This is a genomic window from Levilactobacillus fujinensis, from assembly GCF_003946335.1.
GTDB lineage: Bacteria > Bacillota > Bacilli > Lactobacillales > Lactobacillaceae > Levilactobacillus > Levilactobacillus fujinensis.
This window is the reverse complement of sequence record NZ_RHNX01000026.1, coordinates 1-15,190: the sequence shown is the minus strand read 5'-3', so window position 1 is coordinate 15,190 and position 15,190 is coordinate 1. Positions and strand designations below refer to the sequence as shown.

Sequence of the window (15,190 nt, the reverse complement as noted above, 5' to 3'; positions counted from 1 at the left end):
ATACTTGTTATTGTGCGGTATACCCACCATCGACTAAGAATTCTGAACCGGTACTAAATGATGACTCATCTGACGCAAGGAATAAGGCCATGTTTGCAACTTCACTTGGTTCAGCTAAACGACCCATTGGATGTAATGAAACCAAGTGGTCTGCGACCTTAGGATCGGTCTTTTCAAGGTTTTCAACTAATGGTGTGTTGACGTAACCTGGATGGACAGAATTAATCCGAATGTCATAGCCTTCACGTGCACAATGCAAGGCAGCAGACTTAGTCATCAGCCGAACGCCACCCTTGGAGGCATTGTAAGCGAGTAAGTCAGGATCACCAATTAAACCTTCAACGGAACAAAGGTTAATAATTGAGTTCTTTTCATGATTATTCTTCATGACTTTAATCCCGTATTTAACGCCCCACATGGTCCCCGTCAGGTTAACGCCAATTGTCGCGTTCCAGTTTCTTTCATCCATTTTTTCAATATCAGAAAAGACACCGATACCGGCGTTATTTACGATAATATTAATTTTGCCAAATTTTTTCATTGTGGCGTTGATGACCCGGTCCCAGTCATCCTTTTTAGAAACATCCTGTTGCATGAATACCAACCGGTTTGGAATCAATTCCTTTTCCAGTAAGTCGCCAGCCTCTTTTTCAATCGCTGTAAATACGACTTTAGCACCCTCTTGGGCAAAACGTTCAACGATGGACTTACCGATACCCTTTGATCCACCAGTAACTAATGCAACCTTACCTTGCAAGCGTCCCATTATAAAGCCTCCGTTCTAAAGTTTGTTACAAAGGTATTATATAGCAGTCGATTATTGTATGTAAAGCGCTTTCTTTTTCGTAAAATCGGCATTTCTGAGCATTTTGAATGGGAGTTTTTAGTCACAAAAAACGGATCGAAGGGGCGCTAACACTTTAATGGTAAGCGGTTTCACATGATATCTTGTGAAAAAAATGACTGCTATTTTGAAAGGTTATTCAGGAAACGCGGCTGGTTTTCAATGATAATTTGTCATTATAATAAGTACTTTCACGGTCAAAATGACAAAATAACCGGTAAAATTTTCGTATTTTTCGAAAATTTTACCGGTTATTTTTTTAGATAGTTTGTTTAGGTGATAAACGGTGACCAAAAACGGCTTTTTTGACTCAAAACAAAAGTCCAGGACGATGTGCAAGCGAATGTTGCGGTTGGCCTGACGACGATGATGAATCCGAAACTGGGAAAATTTGGATACAATGCCTACGAGAGGGTCACATAAATCCATTGAATGACCGACTTGTCCTTCACGTAGGTTTCACTCGGAAAGATTTGCGGTTGAACACCGTCGACCAGATAGATCCAGCCTTTGGTGTTGTTTAGCGAAGAGAGCCCGTCTATCGCGACGATACAAGGGCGACCGTTGATATTCTTCTCCCGGAGGACAATGCCTTTCTTTTGAAAGTAGTGCTGTGAAGCGGCGTAGACTGAAATATTATCGTTCCAAGCTAGGTCACGGTTGATCGTATATATCTTTTGCGCGCCACTATAGCGTTTACGGAATTGTAGAGGCGTGAGGCTGGTGGTTTCTTTAAAAACCTTATTGAAATAGTTTGCTCTGGCAAAGCCAATGGTCTTTGAAACATCGTTGATTGGCTGGTCCGTGGAAATCAGTTGCGTCTGAGCCAGCGCAATTTTTCGAATGCGAATGTAGTTGGAAAAGTTGATTTTAAAGTGTTCCTTGAAGAGCCGGCTCAGATAGGCCGGCGATAAATAGGAATTTTTGGCGACGGTCACCAGGGTGAGCTTTTGGTCGATATTTTGATCTATGTAGGATAGGGCAATATCAATGTCATTGCGTCCTTTATTATTGCTAGGTGTGGGGGCTGGTTTGAACGTATGCGTTACGCTTTCCACTTCATTGACGGCACCGGAGATAAGCAGACTGAAGAGCTGACTCCCTTTCGTCAACTCTTCTTTGGTCAGGGGAGACAGAATGGTAATCTCTTGGTAATAGGCGTTGAGCACACTGGTGGCGATATTTTCCAAGGCGTCCTGATGTAAGGAAGTTGTATTTACTGGGATACTATTTTTATTGGTAATAAATAAACCATTAAATTGGCCATTGGTAATCAGTGGAAAAAAGAAAGAAAGGTTCTTTTTGTGAAAGAAGGCATTAACCTTGTCTGGGTCTATGAGCAGGCCGTCACTGGTTACTAGGTGTAATGAGGCGTCAATAAACGTAAGATGGGTCTTTGTTAGTTGATAAAACAAAGTTAGAATTTGCTTGATGCGAATGTAGCGAGTCTCTTGTGAATTGAAATTCATAAAAAAGTCTCCTTTTAAAGGTCACTAACCTTGTTAGTGAGTACACAATAGCCTATTTTATGATAAAAATCAAATATCTGTATAAAAGGGGGACAATATCTTGCGAACTGCCATAATTTAAGAATGAAAATGACTAAGAAAATTTAAATCACTTGTTATATAATAGCCGTGTAATAAAAAAGTAAGCGTTTTCAAACGCGTACTGACATTAGGAGGCTTTCTTTATGGAACAAGAAGCGCTTGGAATGATTGAAACGAGAGGTTTAGTACCTTCAATTGAAGCAGCAGATGCAATGGTTAAAGCTGCAAACGTTGCCTTGATCGGTCAACAAAAAATTGGTGCCGGTCTTGTAACTGCCATGGTTCGTGGCGACGTTGGCGCTGTTAAAGCAGCTGTAGACGCAGGAGTTCAGGCTGCAGGGAACGTCGGTGAAGTTGTTTCCAGTTATGTCATTCCTCGTCCACACACGGATGTTGAGAAAATTCTTCCACACAAAGAATAAAGAATAGTCATTAAAATTGGTTCTTATTTTGTTTGAGTGGAGGACAAATAAGAACCTTTTTATTAGTAATAGCATTATAAATTGAAAATTCTCCGTTACAAAATATTAGGGGGCAGTCTTATGATTGACTTTTTGAATTCCACCAGCGTCGCACCGGAGTTCGTTGGTGCTGATGCAGCTGGGGATACTATTGGGTTATGTATTCCCAACGTAGATCCAGAGCTCCTAGAAAAGATGCACGTTAAAAAGCATTATTCAGTCATTGGAATCGTCAGTGACCGTACCGGTGGTGGCCCACAACTCTTCTCAATGGATGAAGGAATCAAGTCTACCAATACTGAGGTGATCGACGTTGAATGGACGAACGATACCAAAGGCGGCGGGGGACAAGGTTGCATGATCGTCATTGGTGGTTATGATCCATCAGATGTCCGTGAAGCCATTAAAGTAACCTTTGAGAATCTCCATCACTACTTTGGCGATGTGTATGGGAACGCTGCCGGCTACGTGGAATTGCAATATACCGCTCGAGCTGCTGGTTGTCTGACTGAAGCGTTAGGTGCCGAAGAGGGTAAAGCCTTTGGCATCATCAATGCTTGCCCTGCTGCAATCGGTATTGTGATGGCAGATACGGCATTGAAGACTGCGGGTGTCAATATTATTTCGGTGGCAACACCAAGTCACAACGGCAGTCCTTCCAACGAAGGGACGTTGACCATCAGCGGTGAGTCAGGTGCGGTGCGTCAAGCCGTTATTGCCGCTCGTGAACGTGGACTAGAGTTACTGGGACAAATGGGAGATAAACCAGCAAATGATTATCCCTCCTACATTCAGTAAAAACTTTATTCTAAGGAGGATTACTTAATGAAACGTCAAAAAAGATTTGAAAAGCTAGAACAGCGTCCAATCAACAAAGATGTCATTGTTAAAGAATGGCCTGAAGAAGGATTCGTCGCGATGAAGAGTCCCAATGACCCTGAACCAAGTGTTAAGGTTGAAAATGGGATTATTACCGAAATGGACGGGAAAAAGCGCGAAGACTTCGACTTGATTGATATGTACATTGCTAATTACGGGATCAACATTGATAATGCTGAAAAGGTAATGGCAACGGATTCTGCTAAAATCGCTAAGATGTTAATTGATCCTAACGTTTCTCACAAGGATGTTTTGAAATATACGACGGCGATGACGCCTGCCAAGGGCCAAGATGTGATCTGTCAACTTGACTTTGGTGAAATGATCATGGGTGCCAAGAAGATGCGTGAACGTCGCAAACCAGCGAACCAAAGTCACGTTACCAACTACATCGATAATCCAGTTGAATTAGCTGCTGATGCTGCCGAAGCGGCCTTGAGAGGCTTTGCTGAAGAAGAAACGACCACGGCTGTTAGTCGGGACGCTCCTTTCAACGCACTTTCAGTCTTAGTCGGGTCGCAAACTGGCCGACCTGGTGTCCTTCACCAATGCTCCGTTGACGAAGCAACTGAATTGCAATTAGGGATGCGGGGCTTGACCTCCTATGCCGAAACCATTTCTGTTTACGGGACCGACCGTTCCTTTACCGATGGTGATGACACGCCTTGGTCTAAAGGGTTCTTGGCATCATGCTATGCTTCTCGTGGGATTAAGATGCGGTTTACGTCTGGTTCCGGGTCAGAAGTTTTGATGGGTTACCCTGAAGGCAAATCAATGCTTTATCTTGAGGCCCGTTGTATTTTACTCTCGAAGGCTTCTGGGGTTCAAGGCCTACAAAATGGTTCACTCAGTTGTATTTCAATCCCAACGGCTGTGCCAAATGGGTTGCGTGAAGTCTTAGGCGAAAATCTCTTGTGCATGATGTATGACTTGGAAGCCGCAACCGGGAGTGACCAATCATTCTCTCACTCCTCAATGCGTCGGACTTGGCGTTTCATGGGTCAATTTATCGGTGGGACCGACTTCATCTGCTCAGGATTTGGTGCCGAACCAAACCCAGACAACACGTTCGCTGGTTCTAACGAAGATGTTTATGACTACGATGACATTCACTTCCTGTCACGGGATTATGGTCAATCGTTCGGGATTCATTCAATTAAAGAAGAAGATGCCATTAACGTTCGGCGGAAAGCGGCTAAGTCATTACAGATTGTCTTCAAAGGTTTAGGCTTACCTGCCATTACTGATGAAGAGGTTGAAGCGGCAACTTATGCTGATGTCCATGAAGACATGCCTAAGCGTGATAAGGTTGCTGATATGAAGGCTGCCCAAGATATGATGGACAGAGGGATTACCGCTGTTGACGTTATCAAGGCACTGGTTGACGGTGATGTTAAGGACGTTGCGGAAGCTATTCTGAACCTGCAAAAGCAAAAGGTTGTTGGGGACTATCTTCAAACGTCAGCCATTTTCGATGACAAGTGGCACGTTGAGTCTGCTGTTAATGAAGGAAATGACTATCAAGGACCAGGTACTGGTTACCGGCTCTACGACGATCCTGAAGAGTGGAAAAAGGTAACGGATATTCCACAAGTTATTGATCCAGAACATTTCGATATGTAAGGGAGGAGGTATTTTTATGACTGAAATTGATGAAAACTTAGTCCGTAAAATTGTCCGCGAAGTCTTAGCACAGACGCAAACTGACCAAACCATTGATTTTCAGAAGAAGGGTGGCGCTGTAGCTACTTCTGAAAACGCTTCATATAATGGAGATGCAGTCCCAGAAAAGAACGTTTCTTGGTTCCAATCGGTTGGCTTAGCGAAGCCAGGCTACTCTAAGGATGAAATCGTGATTGCGGTGGCACCTGCCTTCGCAACGGTGTTGACTAAGACTGAATCCGGCGTTTCCCATCAAGAGGCACTACGCCAAATGATTGCTGGGATTGAAGAGGAAGGACTAAAAGCACGGGTCATCAAAGCCTACGATACCTCTGACGTTTCATTCATGGCCGTAGAGGCTGACCATCTGTCCGGTTCCGGGATCTCTATTGGGATTCAATCAAAAGGAACTGTGATCATTCATCAGAAGGATCAAGAAGCGCTAAACAACCTGGAATTATTCCCAGAGGCGCCCGTTATCGATGCCAAGATGTTCCGTCAAATCGGTAAAAATGCGGCCCGTTATGCAAAGGGTGATTCTCCGGAGCCAGTTTCACAGCCAAACGACCAAATGGCTCGGCCCAACTTCCAAGCAATCTCTGCCATCTTACATATTCGTGAGACGCATCAGGTTGTTCCTGGTAAGCCAGCAGAAGAGATCAAAGTCACATTTTAAGGAGAGGTATCAATGAGCGATATTAACGATTTAGTTGCAAATATTTTAAAGCAGGTTAATAATTCTGATACCGCGTCTACTGGAGCAACTCAGTCATCAAGTACCAGCGTTAGTGACGATAAGCAGTACGGTGTCAAGGATTATCCACTCTATGAGAAACACCGGGACATCATTAGAACGCCTTCTGGTAAGGCATTAAATGATGTCACACTTGATGATATTCAGAACAATCGGGTTGATCGTAAAGACTTACGGATCACGGCTGAAGCACTTAAGATGCAGGGCGATGTTGCCGGTGATGCTGGACGGAAGACGTTACAAATGAACTTTGATCGGGCGGCAGAGTTGACCAAGATTCCCGATGATCGTTTATTGGAAATGTACAATGCGTTACGACCATACCGTTCTTCTAAGGATGAACTTCTAAGTATCGCCAATGAATTACGGACAACCTACGATGCTAATATTTGTGCGGCATGGTTTGAAGAAGCCGCAAAATACTACGAAAGCCGTAAGAAGCTTAAAGGAGATAAGTAGAAAAAGTTGAAAAAGGGTGTTTAGGCATGGCAACAAAAAATGTGATTGGCGTTGATATTGGAAATTCGTCAACTGAAGTTGCACTAGCTCATGTTTCTGATCGCGGCGAGACAGATTTCATTGGATCAGGGATAGCTGCAACAACCGGGATCAAGGGGACCAAGGAAAACCTAATTGGTATTCGTGATTCAATCAACCAGGTGTTAGATAAAACTAATTTATCAATTAATGATGTTGACTTAATTAGAATTAACGAAGCCACGCCAGTTATTGGGGACGTGGCCATGGAAACGATTACGGAGACAATTGTAACGGAATCAACCATGATCGGCCATAATCCTGACACACCAGGTGGCATGGGAACGGCATCTGGGGTTACAATTCCAATCTTAGATTTAGCCGGGGAGAGTAATAAGAATCGCAGCTACATTGTGATTGTTCCTAAGGAGCTCGACTTTGAGAATTGTGCCAAGTTAATCAATGCTTACGTCGCCGTTGGTTATGATGTGACGGCCGCTATTCTACAGAACGATGATGCGGTGCTTGTTGATAATCGGTTGAACAAACAGATTCCGATTGTTGATGAGGTTGCTCTGATTGATAAGGTGCCAGTTCGAATGCTAGCCGCCGTTGAAGTAGCGGGGCCAGGCCAAGTTATTTCTCAATTAGCTAATCCATATGGGATTGCGACGCTGTTCAACCTGGATTCTGAGGAGACACGGAATATTGTTCCCGTTTCACGTGCGCTGATTGGCAATCGTTCTGCGGTCGTCATTAAGACACCAGAGGGTGATGTTAAGGCCCGTGTGATTCCCGCCGGTAAAATTATCATTGATGGTGAGACTGGAAAAGAAGAGGTTGGCGTCTCAAGGGGTGCCGACGCGATTATGAAAAAGGTTTCTAATTTCCGGCACATCAAAGATATTACTGGGGAGTCCGGGACCAACATTGGCGGCATGCTGGAAAAGGTTCGTCAGACAATGGCAACCTTGACCGGTAAGCAGAATAAGGACGTGGCGATTCAAGACCTGTTGGCAATCGATACGCAAGTGCCAGTGAAGGTTACTGGTGGTCTGGCGGGGGAATTCTTGAATGAGTCCGCCGTTGGGATTGCGGCAATGGTTAAGTCTGATCACTTGCAGATGGAAGTGATCGCTAAGCTAATTGAAAAGGAACTCAACGTTAAGGTCGAAATTGGTGGTGCAGAGGTCGAATCAGCCATTCATGGTGCGTTGACGACCCCTGGGACTTCCAAGCCAATTGCAATTCTTGACTTTGGGGCGGGGTCTACGGACGCTTCCATTATCGACAAAGAAGATAAAATGATTGCGATTCATCTTGCCGGTGCCGGTGACATGGTTACGATGATCATTAATTCTGAACTCGGTTTGTCTGACATTCACTTAGCGGAGGACATTAAGCGTTATCCGTTAGCTAAGGTTGAAAACCTCTTTCAGTTGCGGCACGAAGATGGCTCCGTTCAGTTCTTCGAACATCCTTTACCATCCGAATTATTTGCCCGAATTGTGGTTATCAAGCCAGATGGCTATGAACCAGTTACGGGTAATCCAAGCATTGAAAAGATTAAGTTGGTTCGTCAGAGTGCCAAGAAGCGGGTGTTTGTGACGAATGCCATCCGGGCCTTAAAGTATGTCAGTCCCACTGGAAACATTCGGGATATCCCGTTTGTGGTCATCGTTGGTGGGTCTGCACTCGACTTTGAAATTCCACAGCTGGTTACGGATGAGTTGGCACATTACAACTTGGTCTCTGGCCGTGGAAATGTGCGTGGTATTATGGGACCACGGAATGCGGTCGCCACTGGCTTGGTTCTGCGCTACGCTGAAGAGAGAAGGCTGAGCAATGGCTGACAGTCTTGAACGACCAACGATCGTCATTGGGGTCAATGGTGAGGATTCTGCACCCCAGACGCAGCTACAACCGCTCTTGAACGGCATTGAAGAGGAGCAAATTCCGAGTTCAGTGCAAGATATTGCGGTTCGTGATATTGTCGCGCGCGCTTATCAAGCGGCACTATCTTCTCGGCTGTCAGTGGGGATTGCGTATGAGGACCATCGTTATGTGATTCACTATAAGAATTTGCCAGAACACGAGCCGTTGTTCGATGTGACGATTGATGATGCGGCGACGTTACGAATGCTGGGAGCCAACGCCGCTCGGTTAGTAAAGGGAATACCCTTTAAGAAACTATCATGAATGGGGATAAAATTATGGAAGCGTTAGGATATGTAGAATGTAATGGACTGTCCAGCGCAACTGTTGCCGCTGATCGCATGTTAAAAACAAGCGACGTTAAACTCAGTAGAATTCGTAATGCTGAAAATGGTTGGATTACGCTAGAGTTTACGGGTGACATAGCTGCGTTGAACGTTGCTGTTGAAACTGTCAAGCAGACTTTACCAAAGGCATATATTGCTGGTCTGGTGATTGGTAGTCCCGTTGATGGATTGGATAAATTAGGAAGTTCGGGGGCCAGCGATGTTGCACCTCAGGGCTTTAATCCTGAAAAATATAATCCAGATGGCACAATGAAAGAATCAGCCATGTTTGGCCCGCACCCTGAGCACAAGGTTGGGAAGGCGCAAAATGCTGTACAAAAGCTGGCGGTCGAGCCTCAGGCAAAGACGGCAAGCACGCGTACGGATGATGGTCCTAAGACACAAGCGACTGATGAGGCAGATGATGATCAGCCTAGCGATCGGGCGACTTGTAATCTATGTGGTGATCCCAAGTGTCCGCGTAAACTGGGTGAACCCCATAACAAGTGCTTGCACTATAATGAGCTGAAAATGAAAGCTGATTTGAATAAAAAGGATAAACCCAACAAGAACTAGGAGGAAGAATAAATGAATAATGCTTTAGGAATGATTGAAACTAGAGGATTAGTACCTTCAATTGAAGCTGCGGATGCCATGGTCAAGGCTGCTAATGTTCAATTAACAGGCCAAGAAAAAATTGGTGCTGGTTTAGTTACGGTTATGATTCGTGGGGATGTTGGTGCCGTCAAAGCTGCTGTTGATGCAGGACTTCAAGCGGCCCAATCTGTTGGTGAAGTGGTTTCATCATACGTTATCCCTCGTCCGCATAGCGAAGTCGAAAATATCTTACCGGTTGTTGCAGATACCACTGCGGAATAACAATCTAATTATATTTAATGGGCTGGAGGTGTGCTGATGGATGACTTAGTTCAAAAAGTTATTGCGAAATTAAAGGAAAGACAAACTGCAAACACGATTCTTTCCCTTAATGAGTTGCCATCTCCACAGGATAAGCAGGTGTTTGTTGACTATGGCAGCGTCATTTTGGAGGACGTTTCTATTCAATTTATCAAGGAGCTCTATTCGTTAAAGACGGATAACGCCGCGGTATTGTGGGTTCTAAACGGCATCAATTACGGCGTCTGCTTCTATCTAAAAGTCAATGCGCACATCATTAATTTTATTCCGCGAGCAATGGTCTTAGACTGGCCGATCAAATTTATCGTTGGTCGTAATTCGCTTATTGTAGGAAGTTATCACAAGATTATTTCGAGAAGAGAGATCGCTACCTTGCCGGACAATGCCGTCTTGATCAAGACAGCAAAACAAGCGTTGACTGACGAAGGGGCGGAAATTTGTGATAAGAAGAATATTAAAATAAAGATTAGGACTGAAGAAAATTGTATATGGCTAGAGTAATTGGTAGCGTTGTATCTACCCAAAAGGACCCGTCCTTAGTTGGGAAAAAGTTGATGATTGTTCGTCCAATCGATTCGGACCAAAAGGAAATTCGGTTTGAGCAAATTGCCTCTGATACGGTTAACGCTGGTATTGGCGATAATGTCTTGGTTACCAGAGGTGCGGGTGCCCGGAGAGCTGATGGTGATTCTCAACGGGATGCTGCAGATGTTAATGACTGTACGATCGTTGGGATCATCGATCGCTTTGACAAGTAGAATTTGATGTTAAGGGGTGAGTCTTAGTGGCTATTTACACTAAAGGCGGTGACAAGGGTAAGACGAGTTTATTTGATGGCTTACGGGTTGAAAAAGATTCGATTCGTGTAGAAACATACGGAACGTTTGACGAACTGAATGCGAATATCAGTCTGGCAGATAAGTTCTGCAAGAGCGAAAAGAATAAAAAGATTTTGCAGACCGTTGAGTACCGCATGTTTTACCTGCAAGGCGAAATCGCCACCAAAGACACGGAGAAGTTCTTAAAGCAGAGCCAATTCATCACCGATGATGATACGCATGCACTGGAAAAGGTCATTGATGACTATACCCAAGCGTTGCCAACCATCCATAGTTTTATTTTACCTGGATCGAGTACGGCGGGGGCCCAACTCCATGTTTGTCGAACCATTTGTCGGCGGGCTGAAAGATCCTTTGTCAAACTGTCTAAAAGCGTTGAATTTCGTCCGGAGCTGGAAAGATACGTCAATCGGCTCTCAGACTTTCTCTATATCATGGCCCGGTCTGAAGACTATGAAGATTTAATTGACGATGTTACCGAGAAAGTCATTAAAGTCTATTCTAAAATTGAGGACGGTCGTAAAGATGAATGAAGAGCAATTAAGCAGTGTGATTAAACAGGTCATTGCGCAGCAACAGGTGAATCACTTCTCTCTGAGTAAGATGGAGAAAGTCATCGCAGCCGCTGTACAACGTGCGGATGAATTTAATATTGGTGTCACCATTGCCATTATGCGTAACGACCAAGTTCTTCAGATGAGTTATCATATGCCGAATGCAAATTTAGTAAGTAGCACTTTGGCGCCCAAGAAAGCTTGGTCTGCATTAGCGATGAAACAACCCACAATTAAGATATCTGCACAAGTTCAGCCGGGAGCTGAGCTGTACCAGATTGAGACCATGATGGGCGGTCAATTGACTTCCTTTGGTGGTGGCATTCCTCTAGAGCTTAACGGCGAAATCATTGGTGCCATTGGTGTTAGTGGTGGTGCAGTTAAGCAAGATCAGGCTATTTGTGAGGTAGCCGTTGATACCTTTAAGAAGGAGAGTGATTAGAACTATGGATCAGGGAAAAATGGAAGCGCTTATTCGTGATATTATTGCACAAGAGGCTGGCCGTAGCACGAACCAGCAATCCGGTGGGACTAGCGCCAATTTAGATGATAGTAATACGTCACCATTGCTGAGAGACTTACGTGATTCAGTGCTGGAGAAGATTAAAGGTGAATCTTCCGATGTGGATAATTCTCCTTTGCTTGAAGGCATTAAACAGGATGTAGAGAATAGTATCGGTTAGCGAGGGATGTTCTATGGGTCGTGATATTGAACGAACAATCCAGGAGTACGTGCCCGGAAAGCAGGTGACGTTAGCACATATTGTTGCTAACCCCACTCCTGATATTTATGAAAAATTGGGTATCCAGACACCGAAAAATGCACTGGGAATTTTAACCATTACACCTAGTGAAGCGGCAATCATTGCTGGTGACATTGCCACTAAATCTAGTAATGTAACGCTTGGATTTATCGATCGATTTAGCGGCTCGGTAGTCATTGTTGGTGAAGTTTCAGAGGTTGAATCTGCCTTGAAGGAAGTCATCACGAAACTGCATGAGCTTCTAGGCTTCGACATTCCAAAGATTACCAGAACCTAAATAAAGGGGAAGGGCCACAGCGTTAGGCCGCGGCTCTTTTCTTATTGGGTCCTGAAGGTTGAAAGTTCCCAAACACACATCATGACCGTTGTCACAAGGATACTGGGTCTAAAATTAGGCAACGTTGTCCAACCATCGCCTTACCGGCCGGCAGATATGGACTGGAACGGTGCGAACACAACTTGAAGCCTCGAAAGTTCCAATTACAATCTTCAGCAGTATTATTTGTAAAACGGTCATTTCGTTGCGGCTAAAAGTCAAGAGGCGTAAATGTGTGGGGTAAGTCGTGTCTAAGGAGGGGTGTCCATGCGAGTCGCGCAAGAGATTAAATTGAAAAATGGATTTAATTGTCGTGATTTAGGTGGGTATCAAACCACAAGTGGCCGGATGGTTAAAGCACACAAATTAATTCGTGCGGGGTACTTATCCGACCTGGATAGTGCCGACCAGCAGGTGCTAGATGATTATGGTGTACGTACCGTTATTGATTTGAGATCACCAATGGAAATCTTGAAGTATCCAGATCAGTTAAGTGGACGGTCACGTTATCTACGTATTCCAGTCTCTAGACAGGATCTGACAGAGAGCACGGCCAATCTGAGAAGTTTGGCGGGCCAGTTGACGGATAAGCGAGCCGGCTTTCAGCTGATGATGCGGAGTTATCAGCAGTTGATCGTTAATGTTGAGGCGCAGCAGGCTTATCGGCACTTTTTTCAAGTTTTGCTCAGTAGTGCTTCTGGCGGGATCCTTTTTCATTGTTCCTCTGGTAAGGATCGCACTGGTTTACTGACGATTCTGACTTTAATGATGTTAGGTGTTCCTGACGACGTGGTTAAAGCCGATTACCTGCAGAGCAATTGGGTTTCTGCGATAAGGGTCAATGATCGTCTCAACGAGGCTAAACGAGTGAGTGGCAATTTGGCTTATCTGCAGTCGATATTTGATTTGTCAATTGTTCGCGAAGCATATTTTGAACGCGTGCTTTCGATTATCAATGATCAGTATGGTGGAATCAAGTCGTACTGCTATGAACAACTTGGGCTCAGTGAGGATGACCTAACGAAGTTAAAAGAACTTGTTTTAGAGTAGTTTCTGATCGATCAAGTGAATCAGCATTAACCGTGATTTTGCTATCGTATTTATGTCAAGAAGCGATTACAAAGATACAGTAGTAAAATTGCTACATAGAAAGCACAAGAACCTGCTAGACAACTACGAAGGAAGTGGCGCTGATGACTAATATTGGTATTTTGGTTGGGAGTCTTAGTGAAAAATCGTATAGTCAAAAGATTGCTAATTATTTGATGAAAGAACAACTATCGGCAAAATTTGTTCAGGTGAATTATGAAATTTTACCGCTCTACAATCCAGATCTAGAACAGTCACCAATATTAGAGTGGCAAATCTTTCGTAGCGTGATTGACCACATGGATGCTCTGATTTTAGTTACGCCAGAATATAATTTTTCAATTCCGGGTGGGTTAAAAAATGCACTTGATGTGTTATCGGTGCCATTACCACCAGCTCATATTGTGCATAAGCCAGCCCTGGTCATTACCGATTCTTCCGGTGAACGTGGTGGTGCCAATGCGAATGCCCACATTCAGCAGTTACTGCGTTATATGGGCATGGCTGTTAGAAATGATTTTATCACTATTGGTAAAGTTCAAGAATTATTTGATAGTCAGGATAGACTTATTAATAAACAAGTCGTAAAAGAATTAGATGACGCAATGAAGAGCTTTGTTGACGTTGTCGAACAGCAGAACGAGTAGGATACTGAAGTCCTAGTACCACCTATTTTTAGATAGATAATTTAAAGTGAGGTGACACGGATGGTTCAGCGCAATCGTAAGTTATTGACGCAAGCGAATCAGCAACTCCAGCAGTTTGCTCAGGTCGTGAATGGTGACAAGGCAGTTCGTCCGGTCAGTAAGGATGAGCCTTTACGTGTAGGGGTCGATCTGGGAACTTCGAGTATTGTGATGGTTGTCCTGGATCAAGATGATCAAGTGGTTTATGGTAGTTTTGAATACGATCACGCTGTCCGGGATGGATTAGTTGTGAACTTTATGGATTCTGTCCGGATTTTAAGCCGCTTAAAAGAACAGACGGAGGCGATTTTAGGTGTGACCCTGACCTCGGCTTGTGGTGCGATTCCGCCCGGAACGGGCGCTGGTAGCGCTAAAATTGTGGCCAACGTGATAGAGTCGGCTGGATTTATCTGTCGCGAAGTGGTCGATGAACCAACTGCAGCGGCACGATTTTTACAAGTGAAAACGGGGACCGTAGTTGACATTGGTGGGGGAACCACTGGGGTTAGTGTTTTTAAGAATAAAAAGTTGATTCAGGTGAGTGACGAGGCTACTGGGGGATTTCATATGTCCTTGGTAGTAGCGGGACATCACGGTTGGGATATGGATACGGCTGAACAAGCAAAACGTGATCCAGATCAGGAAGACGATGTGTTTGCATTAATCCGACCGGTGGTTGAGAAAATGGCAACGATTACCAGTACCGTTACCAAAGGAGCCCCGCAGGAACCGGTAATCGTAGTTGGTGGGGCGATCAATTTCAAGGATTTTATTGAGACTTTCAGTAAGGCTTTGGGGACCCCAGCACACAAGCCAGATTTCCCTCAGTTTGTCACGCCGATTGGCATTGCAATGTATGACCATGAGGGCTAATCTTTTTGAGAAAAAAATACGTGAAGGGGCGATAACGGCTTTGCGAGTTAAATTGGGGGACGTTTACGCAAGCTGGGTTGATTCGCCCTTAAATTTGAATGCAATAGTAGAAAATGGCTACCTAAGTCGCACAAAAAAAGGTAGTAACCCACCCGACCCACTGGTCAACGGGTTACTACCTTTTTGGGTTCTATGATATTTGGTGTTGATAGAGAAATCTGTCGACGCCATTTTCTGTATAATAAAAGGGGCACACTGCCCCA

Annotated in this window: 20 protein-coding genes; 18 read left to right on the top strand and 2 right to left on the bottom strand. The window is 44.4% G+C overall.

What is annotated here, in order from left to right:
* Positions 1 to 7: 7 nt before the first annotated feature.
* Entirely contained in the window at positions 8 to 766 is a 759-nt protein-coding gene (locus EKM89_RS09725; RefSeq protein ID WP_125688074.1) for a glucose 1-dehydrogenase, read from the bottom strand.
* A gap of 482 nt (positions 767 to 1,248) precedes the next feature.
* Positions 1,249 to 2,313, bottom strand: a complete 1,065-nt coding sequence (locus tag EKM89_RS09720) for a helix-turn-helix domain-containing protein (protein ID WP_125688072.1) — start codon at positions 2,311 to 2,313, stop codon at positions 1,249 to 1,251.
* Positions 2,314 to 2,537: 224 nt separating this feature from the next.
* Here EKM89_RS09720 and EKM89_RS09715 point away from each other — a divergent pair, with 224 nt between their 5' ends.
* From EKM89_RS09715 to eutJ, 18 genes are all read left to right on the top strand, one after another.
* Entirely contained in the window at positions 2,538 to 2,816 is a 279-nt protein-coding gene (locus EKM89_RS09715) for a BMC domain-containing protein (protein WP_048735679.1), read from the top strand.
* Between the two features lie 120 nt (positions 2,817 to 2,936).
* Positions 2,937 to 3,653, top strand: coding sequence for a propanediol utilization microcompartment protein PduB (gene pduB, locus EKM89_RS09710; protein WP_125688070.1), 717 nt, complete (start codon positions 2,937 to 2,939; stop codon positions 3,651 to 3,653).
* Positions 3,654 to 3,680: 27 nt separating this feature from the next.
* Positions 3,681 to 5,357 (top strand): propanediol/glycerol family dehydratase large subunit, encoded by a 1,677-nt coding sequence (locus EKM89_RS09705; RefSeq protein ID WP_125688068.1) that lies wholly within the window; start codon positions 3,681 to 3,683, stop codon positions 5,355 to 5,357.
* A gap of 16 nt (positions 5,358 to 5,373) precedes the next feature.
* Entirely contained in the window at positions 5,374 to 6,072 is a 699-nt protein-coding gene (locus EKM89_RS09700) for a propanediol/glycerol family dehydratase medium subunit (RefSeq protein WP_125688066.1), read from the top strand.
* 12 nt (positions 6,073 to 6,084) lie between these two features.
* The gene (locus EKM89_RS09695; protein WP_125688064.1) at positions 6,085 to 6,609 is read left to right on the top strand and encodes a diol dehydratase small subunit; all 525 of its coding nucleotides are present in this window, start codon (positions 6,085 to 6,087) and stop codon (positions 6,607 to 6,609) included.
* Between the two features lie 26 nt (positions 6,610 to 6,635).
* Positions 6,636 to 8,480, top strand: a complete 1,845-nt coding sequence (locus tag EKM89_RS09690) for a diol dehydratase reactivase subunit alpha (protein ID WP_125688062.1) — start codon at positions 6,636 to 6,638, stop codon at positions 8,478 to 8,480.
* Complete coding sequence (locus tag EKM89_RS09685) at positions 8,473 to 8,826, top strand: glycerol dehydratase reactivase beta/small subunit family protein (protein ID WP_125688060.1); 354 nt, start codon at positions 8,473 to 8,475, stop codon at positions 8,824 to 8,826. Before EKM89_RS09690 ends, EKM89_RS09685 begins: the two co-directional genes overlap by 8 nt.
* Positions 8,827 to 8,840: 14 nt before the next feature.
* Entirely contained in the window at positions 8,841 to 9,464 is a 624-nt protein-coding gene (locus EKM89_RS09680; RefSeq protein WP_125688058.1) for a BMC domain-containing protein, read from the top strand.
* Positions 9,465 to 9,476: 12 nt separating this feature from the next.
* Positions 9,477 to 9,767, top strand: a complete 291-nt coding sequence (locus tag EKM89_RS09675; protein ID WP_125688056.1) for a BMC domain-containing protein — start codon at positions 9,477 to 9,479, stop codon at positions 9,765 to 9,767.
* 36 nt (positions 9,768 to 9,803) lie between these two features.
* Complete coding sequence (gene pduM, locus EKM89_RS09670) at positions 9,804 to 10,307, top strand: PduM family microcompartment protein (RefSeq protein ID WP_125688054.1); 504 nt, start codon at positions 9,804 to 9,806, stop codon at positions 10,305 to 10,307.
* Positions 10,295 to 10,564 carry a EutN/CcmL family microcompartment protein gene (locus EKM89_RS09665; RefSeq protein ID WP_125688052.1) on the top strand — a complete coding sequence of 90 codons (270 nt, stop codon included), beginning with the start codon at positions 10,295 to 10,297 and terminating at the stop codon, positions 10,562 to 10,564. The genes pduM and EKM89_RS09665 overlap by 13 nt, the downstream gene beginning before the upstream one ends.
* Positions 10,565 to 10,590: 26 nt before the next feature.
* The gene (locus EKM89_RS09660; protein WP_125688050.1) at positions 10,591 to 11,178 is read left to right on the top strand and encodes a cob(I)yrinic acid a,c-diamide adenosyltransferase; all 588 of its coding nucleotides are present in this window, start codon (positions 10,591 to 10,593) and stop codon (positions 11,176 to 11,178) included.
* Positions 11,171 to 11,641: a GlcG/HbpS family heme-binding protein gene (locus EKM89_RS09655; RefSeq protein WP_125688048.1), complete on the top strand. Its 471-nt coding sequence runs from the start codon at positions 11,171 to 11,173 to the stop codon at positions 11,639 to 11,641. The genes EKM89_RS09660 and EKM89_RS09655 overlap by 8 nt, the downstream gene beginning before the upstream one ends.
* 4 nt (positions 11,642 to 11,645) lie before the next feature.
* Positions 11,646 to 11,882, top strand: coding sequence for a hypothetical protein (locus tag EKM89_RS09650; RefSeq protein WP_125688046.1), 237 nt, complete (start codon positions 11,646 to 11,648; stop codon positions 11,880 to 11,882).
* Between the two features lie 13 nt (positions 11,883 to 11,895).
* Positions 11,896 to 12,240, top strand: a complete 345-nt coding sequence (locus tag EKM89_RS09645) for a BMC domain-containing protein (RefSeq protein WP_048735691.1) — start codon at positions 11,896 to 11,898, stop codon at positions 12,238 to 12,240.
* Between the two features lie 306 nt (positions 12,241 to 12,546).
* A complete protein-coding gene (locus EKM89_RS09640; RefSeq protein WP_125688044.1) occupies positions 12,547 to 13,329 on the top strand; it encodes a tyrosine-protein phosphatase in 783 nt (260 codons plus the stop codon).
* A gap of 143 nt (positions 13,330 to 13,472) precedes the next feature.
* Entirely contained in the window at positions 13,473 to 14,015 is a 543-nt protein-coding gene (locus EKM89_RS09635) for an NADPH-dependent FMN reductase (RefSeq protein WP_125688042.1), read from the top strand.
* 60 nt (positions 14,016 to 14,075) lie between these two features.
* A complete protein-coding gene (gene eutJ / locus EKM89_RS09630; RefSeq protein ID WP_125688040.1) occupies positions 14,076 to 14,927 on the top strand; it encodes an ethanolamine utilization protein EutJ in 852 nt (283 codons plus the stop codon).
* Positions 14,928 to 15,190 lie beyond the last annotated feature (263 nt).

Excerpts from the sequence above, each read along its gene's own strand:
- EKM89_RS09640 (WP_125688044.1), top strand. The coding sequence starts at position 12,547 with ATGCGAGTCGCGCAAGAGATTAAATTGAAAAATGGATTTAATTGTCGT.
- EKM89_RS09635 (WP_125688042.1), top strand. The coding sequence starts at position 13,473 with ATGACTAATATTGGTATTTTGGTTGGGAGTCTTAGTGAAAAATCGTAT.
- EKM89_RS09715 (WP_048735679.1), top strand. The coding sequence starts at position 2,538 with ATGGAACAAGAAGCGCTTGGAATGATTGAAACGAGAGGTTTAGTACCT.
- EKM89_RS09645 (WP_048735691.1), top strand. The coding sequence starts at position 11,896 with ATGGGTCGTGATATTGAACGAACAATCCAGGAGTACGTGCCCGGAAAG.
- EKM89_RS09725 (WP_125688074.1), bottom strand. The coding sequence starts at position 766 with ATGGGACGCTTGCAAGGTAAGGTTGCATTAGTTACTGGTGGATCAAAG.
- EKM89_RS09675 (WP_125688056.1), top strand. The coding sequence starts at position 9,477 with ATGAATAATGCTTTAGGAATGATTGAAACTAGAGGATTAGTACCTTCA.
- EKM89_RS09695 (WP_125688064.1), top strand. The coding sequence starts at position 6,085 with ATGAGCGATATTAACGATTTAGTTGCAAATATTTTAAAGCAGGTTAAT.
- EKM89_RS09680 (WP_125688058.1), top strand. The coding sequence starts at position 8,841 with ATGGAAGCGTTAGGATATGTAGAATGTAATGGACTGTCCAGCGCAACT.
- EKM89_RS09720 (WP_125688072.1), bottom strand. The coding sequence starts at position 2,313 with ATGAATTTCAATTCACAAGAGACTCGCTACATTCGCATCAAGCAAATT.
- EKM89_RS09655 (WP_125688048.1), top strand. The coding sequence starts at position 11,171 with ATGAATGAAGAGCAATTAAGCAGTGTGATTAAACAGGTCATTGCGCAG.
- EKM89_RS09705 (WP_125688068.1), top strand. The coding sequence starts at position 3,681 with ATGAAACGTCAAAAAAGATTTGAAAAGCTAGAACAGCGTCCAATCAAC.
- eutJ (WP_125688040.1), top strand. The coding sequence starts at position 14,076 with ATGGTTCAGCGCAATCGTAAGTTATTGACGCAAGCGAATCAGCAACTC.
- EKM89_RS09700 (WP_125688066.1), top strand. The coding sequence starts at position 5,374 with ATGACTGAAATTGATGAAAACTTAGTCCGTAAAATTGTCCGCGAAGTC.
- pduM (WP_125688054.1), top strand. The coding sequence starts at position 9,804 with ATGGATGACTTAGTTCAAAAAGTTATTGCGAAATTAAAGGAAAGACAA.
- EKM89_RS09665 (WP_125688052.1), top strand. The coding sequence starts at position 10,295 with ATGGCTAGAGTAATTGGTAGCGTTGTATCTACCCAAAAGGACCCGTCC.
- pduB (WP_125688070.1), top strand. The coding sequence starts at position 2,937 with ATGATTGACTTTTTGAATTCCACCAGCGTCGCACCGGAGTTCGTTGGT.
- EKM89_RS09650 (WP_125688046.1), top strand. The coding sequence starts at position 11,646 with ATGGATCAGGGAAAAATGGAAGCGCTTATTCGTGATATTATTGCACAA.
- EKM89_RS09685 (WP_125688060.1), top strand. The coding sequence starts at position 8,473 with ATGGCTGACAGTCTTGAACGACCAACGATCGTCATTGGGGTCAATGGT.
- EKM89_RS09690 (WP_125688062.1), top strand. The coding sequence starts at position 6,636 with ATGGCAACAAAAAATGTGATTGGCGTTGATATTGGAAATTCGTCAACT.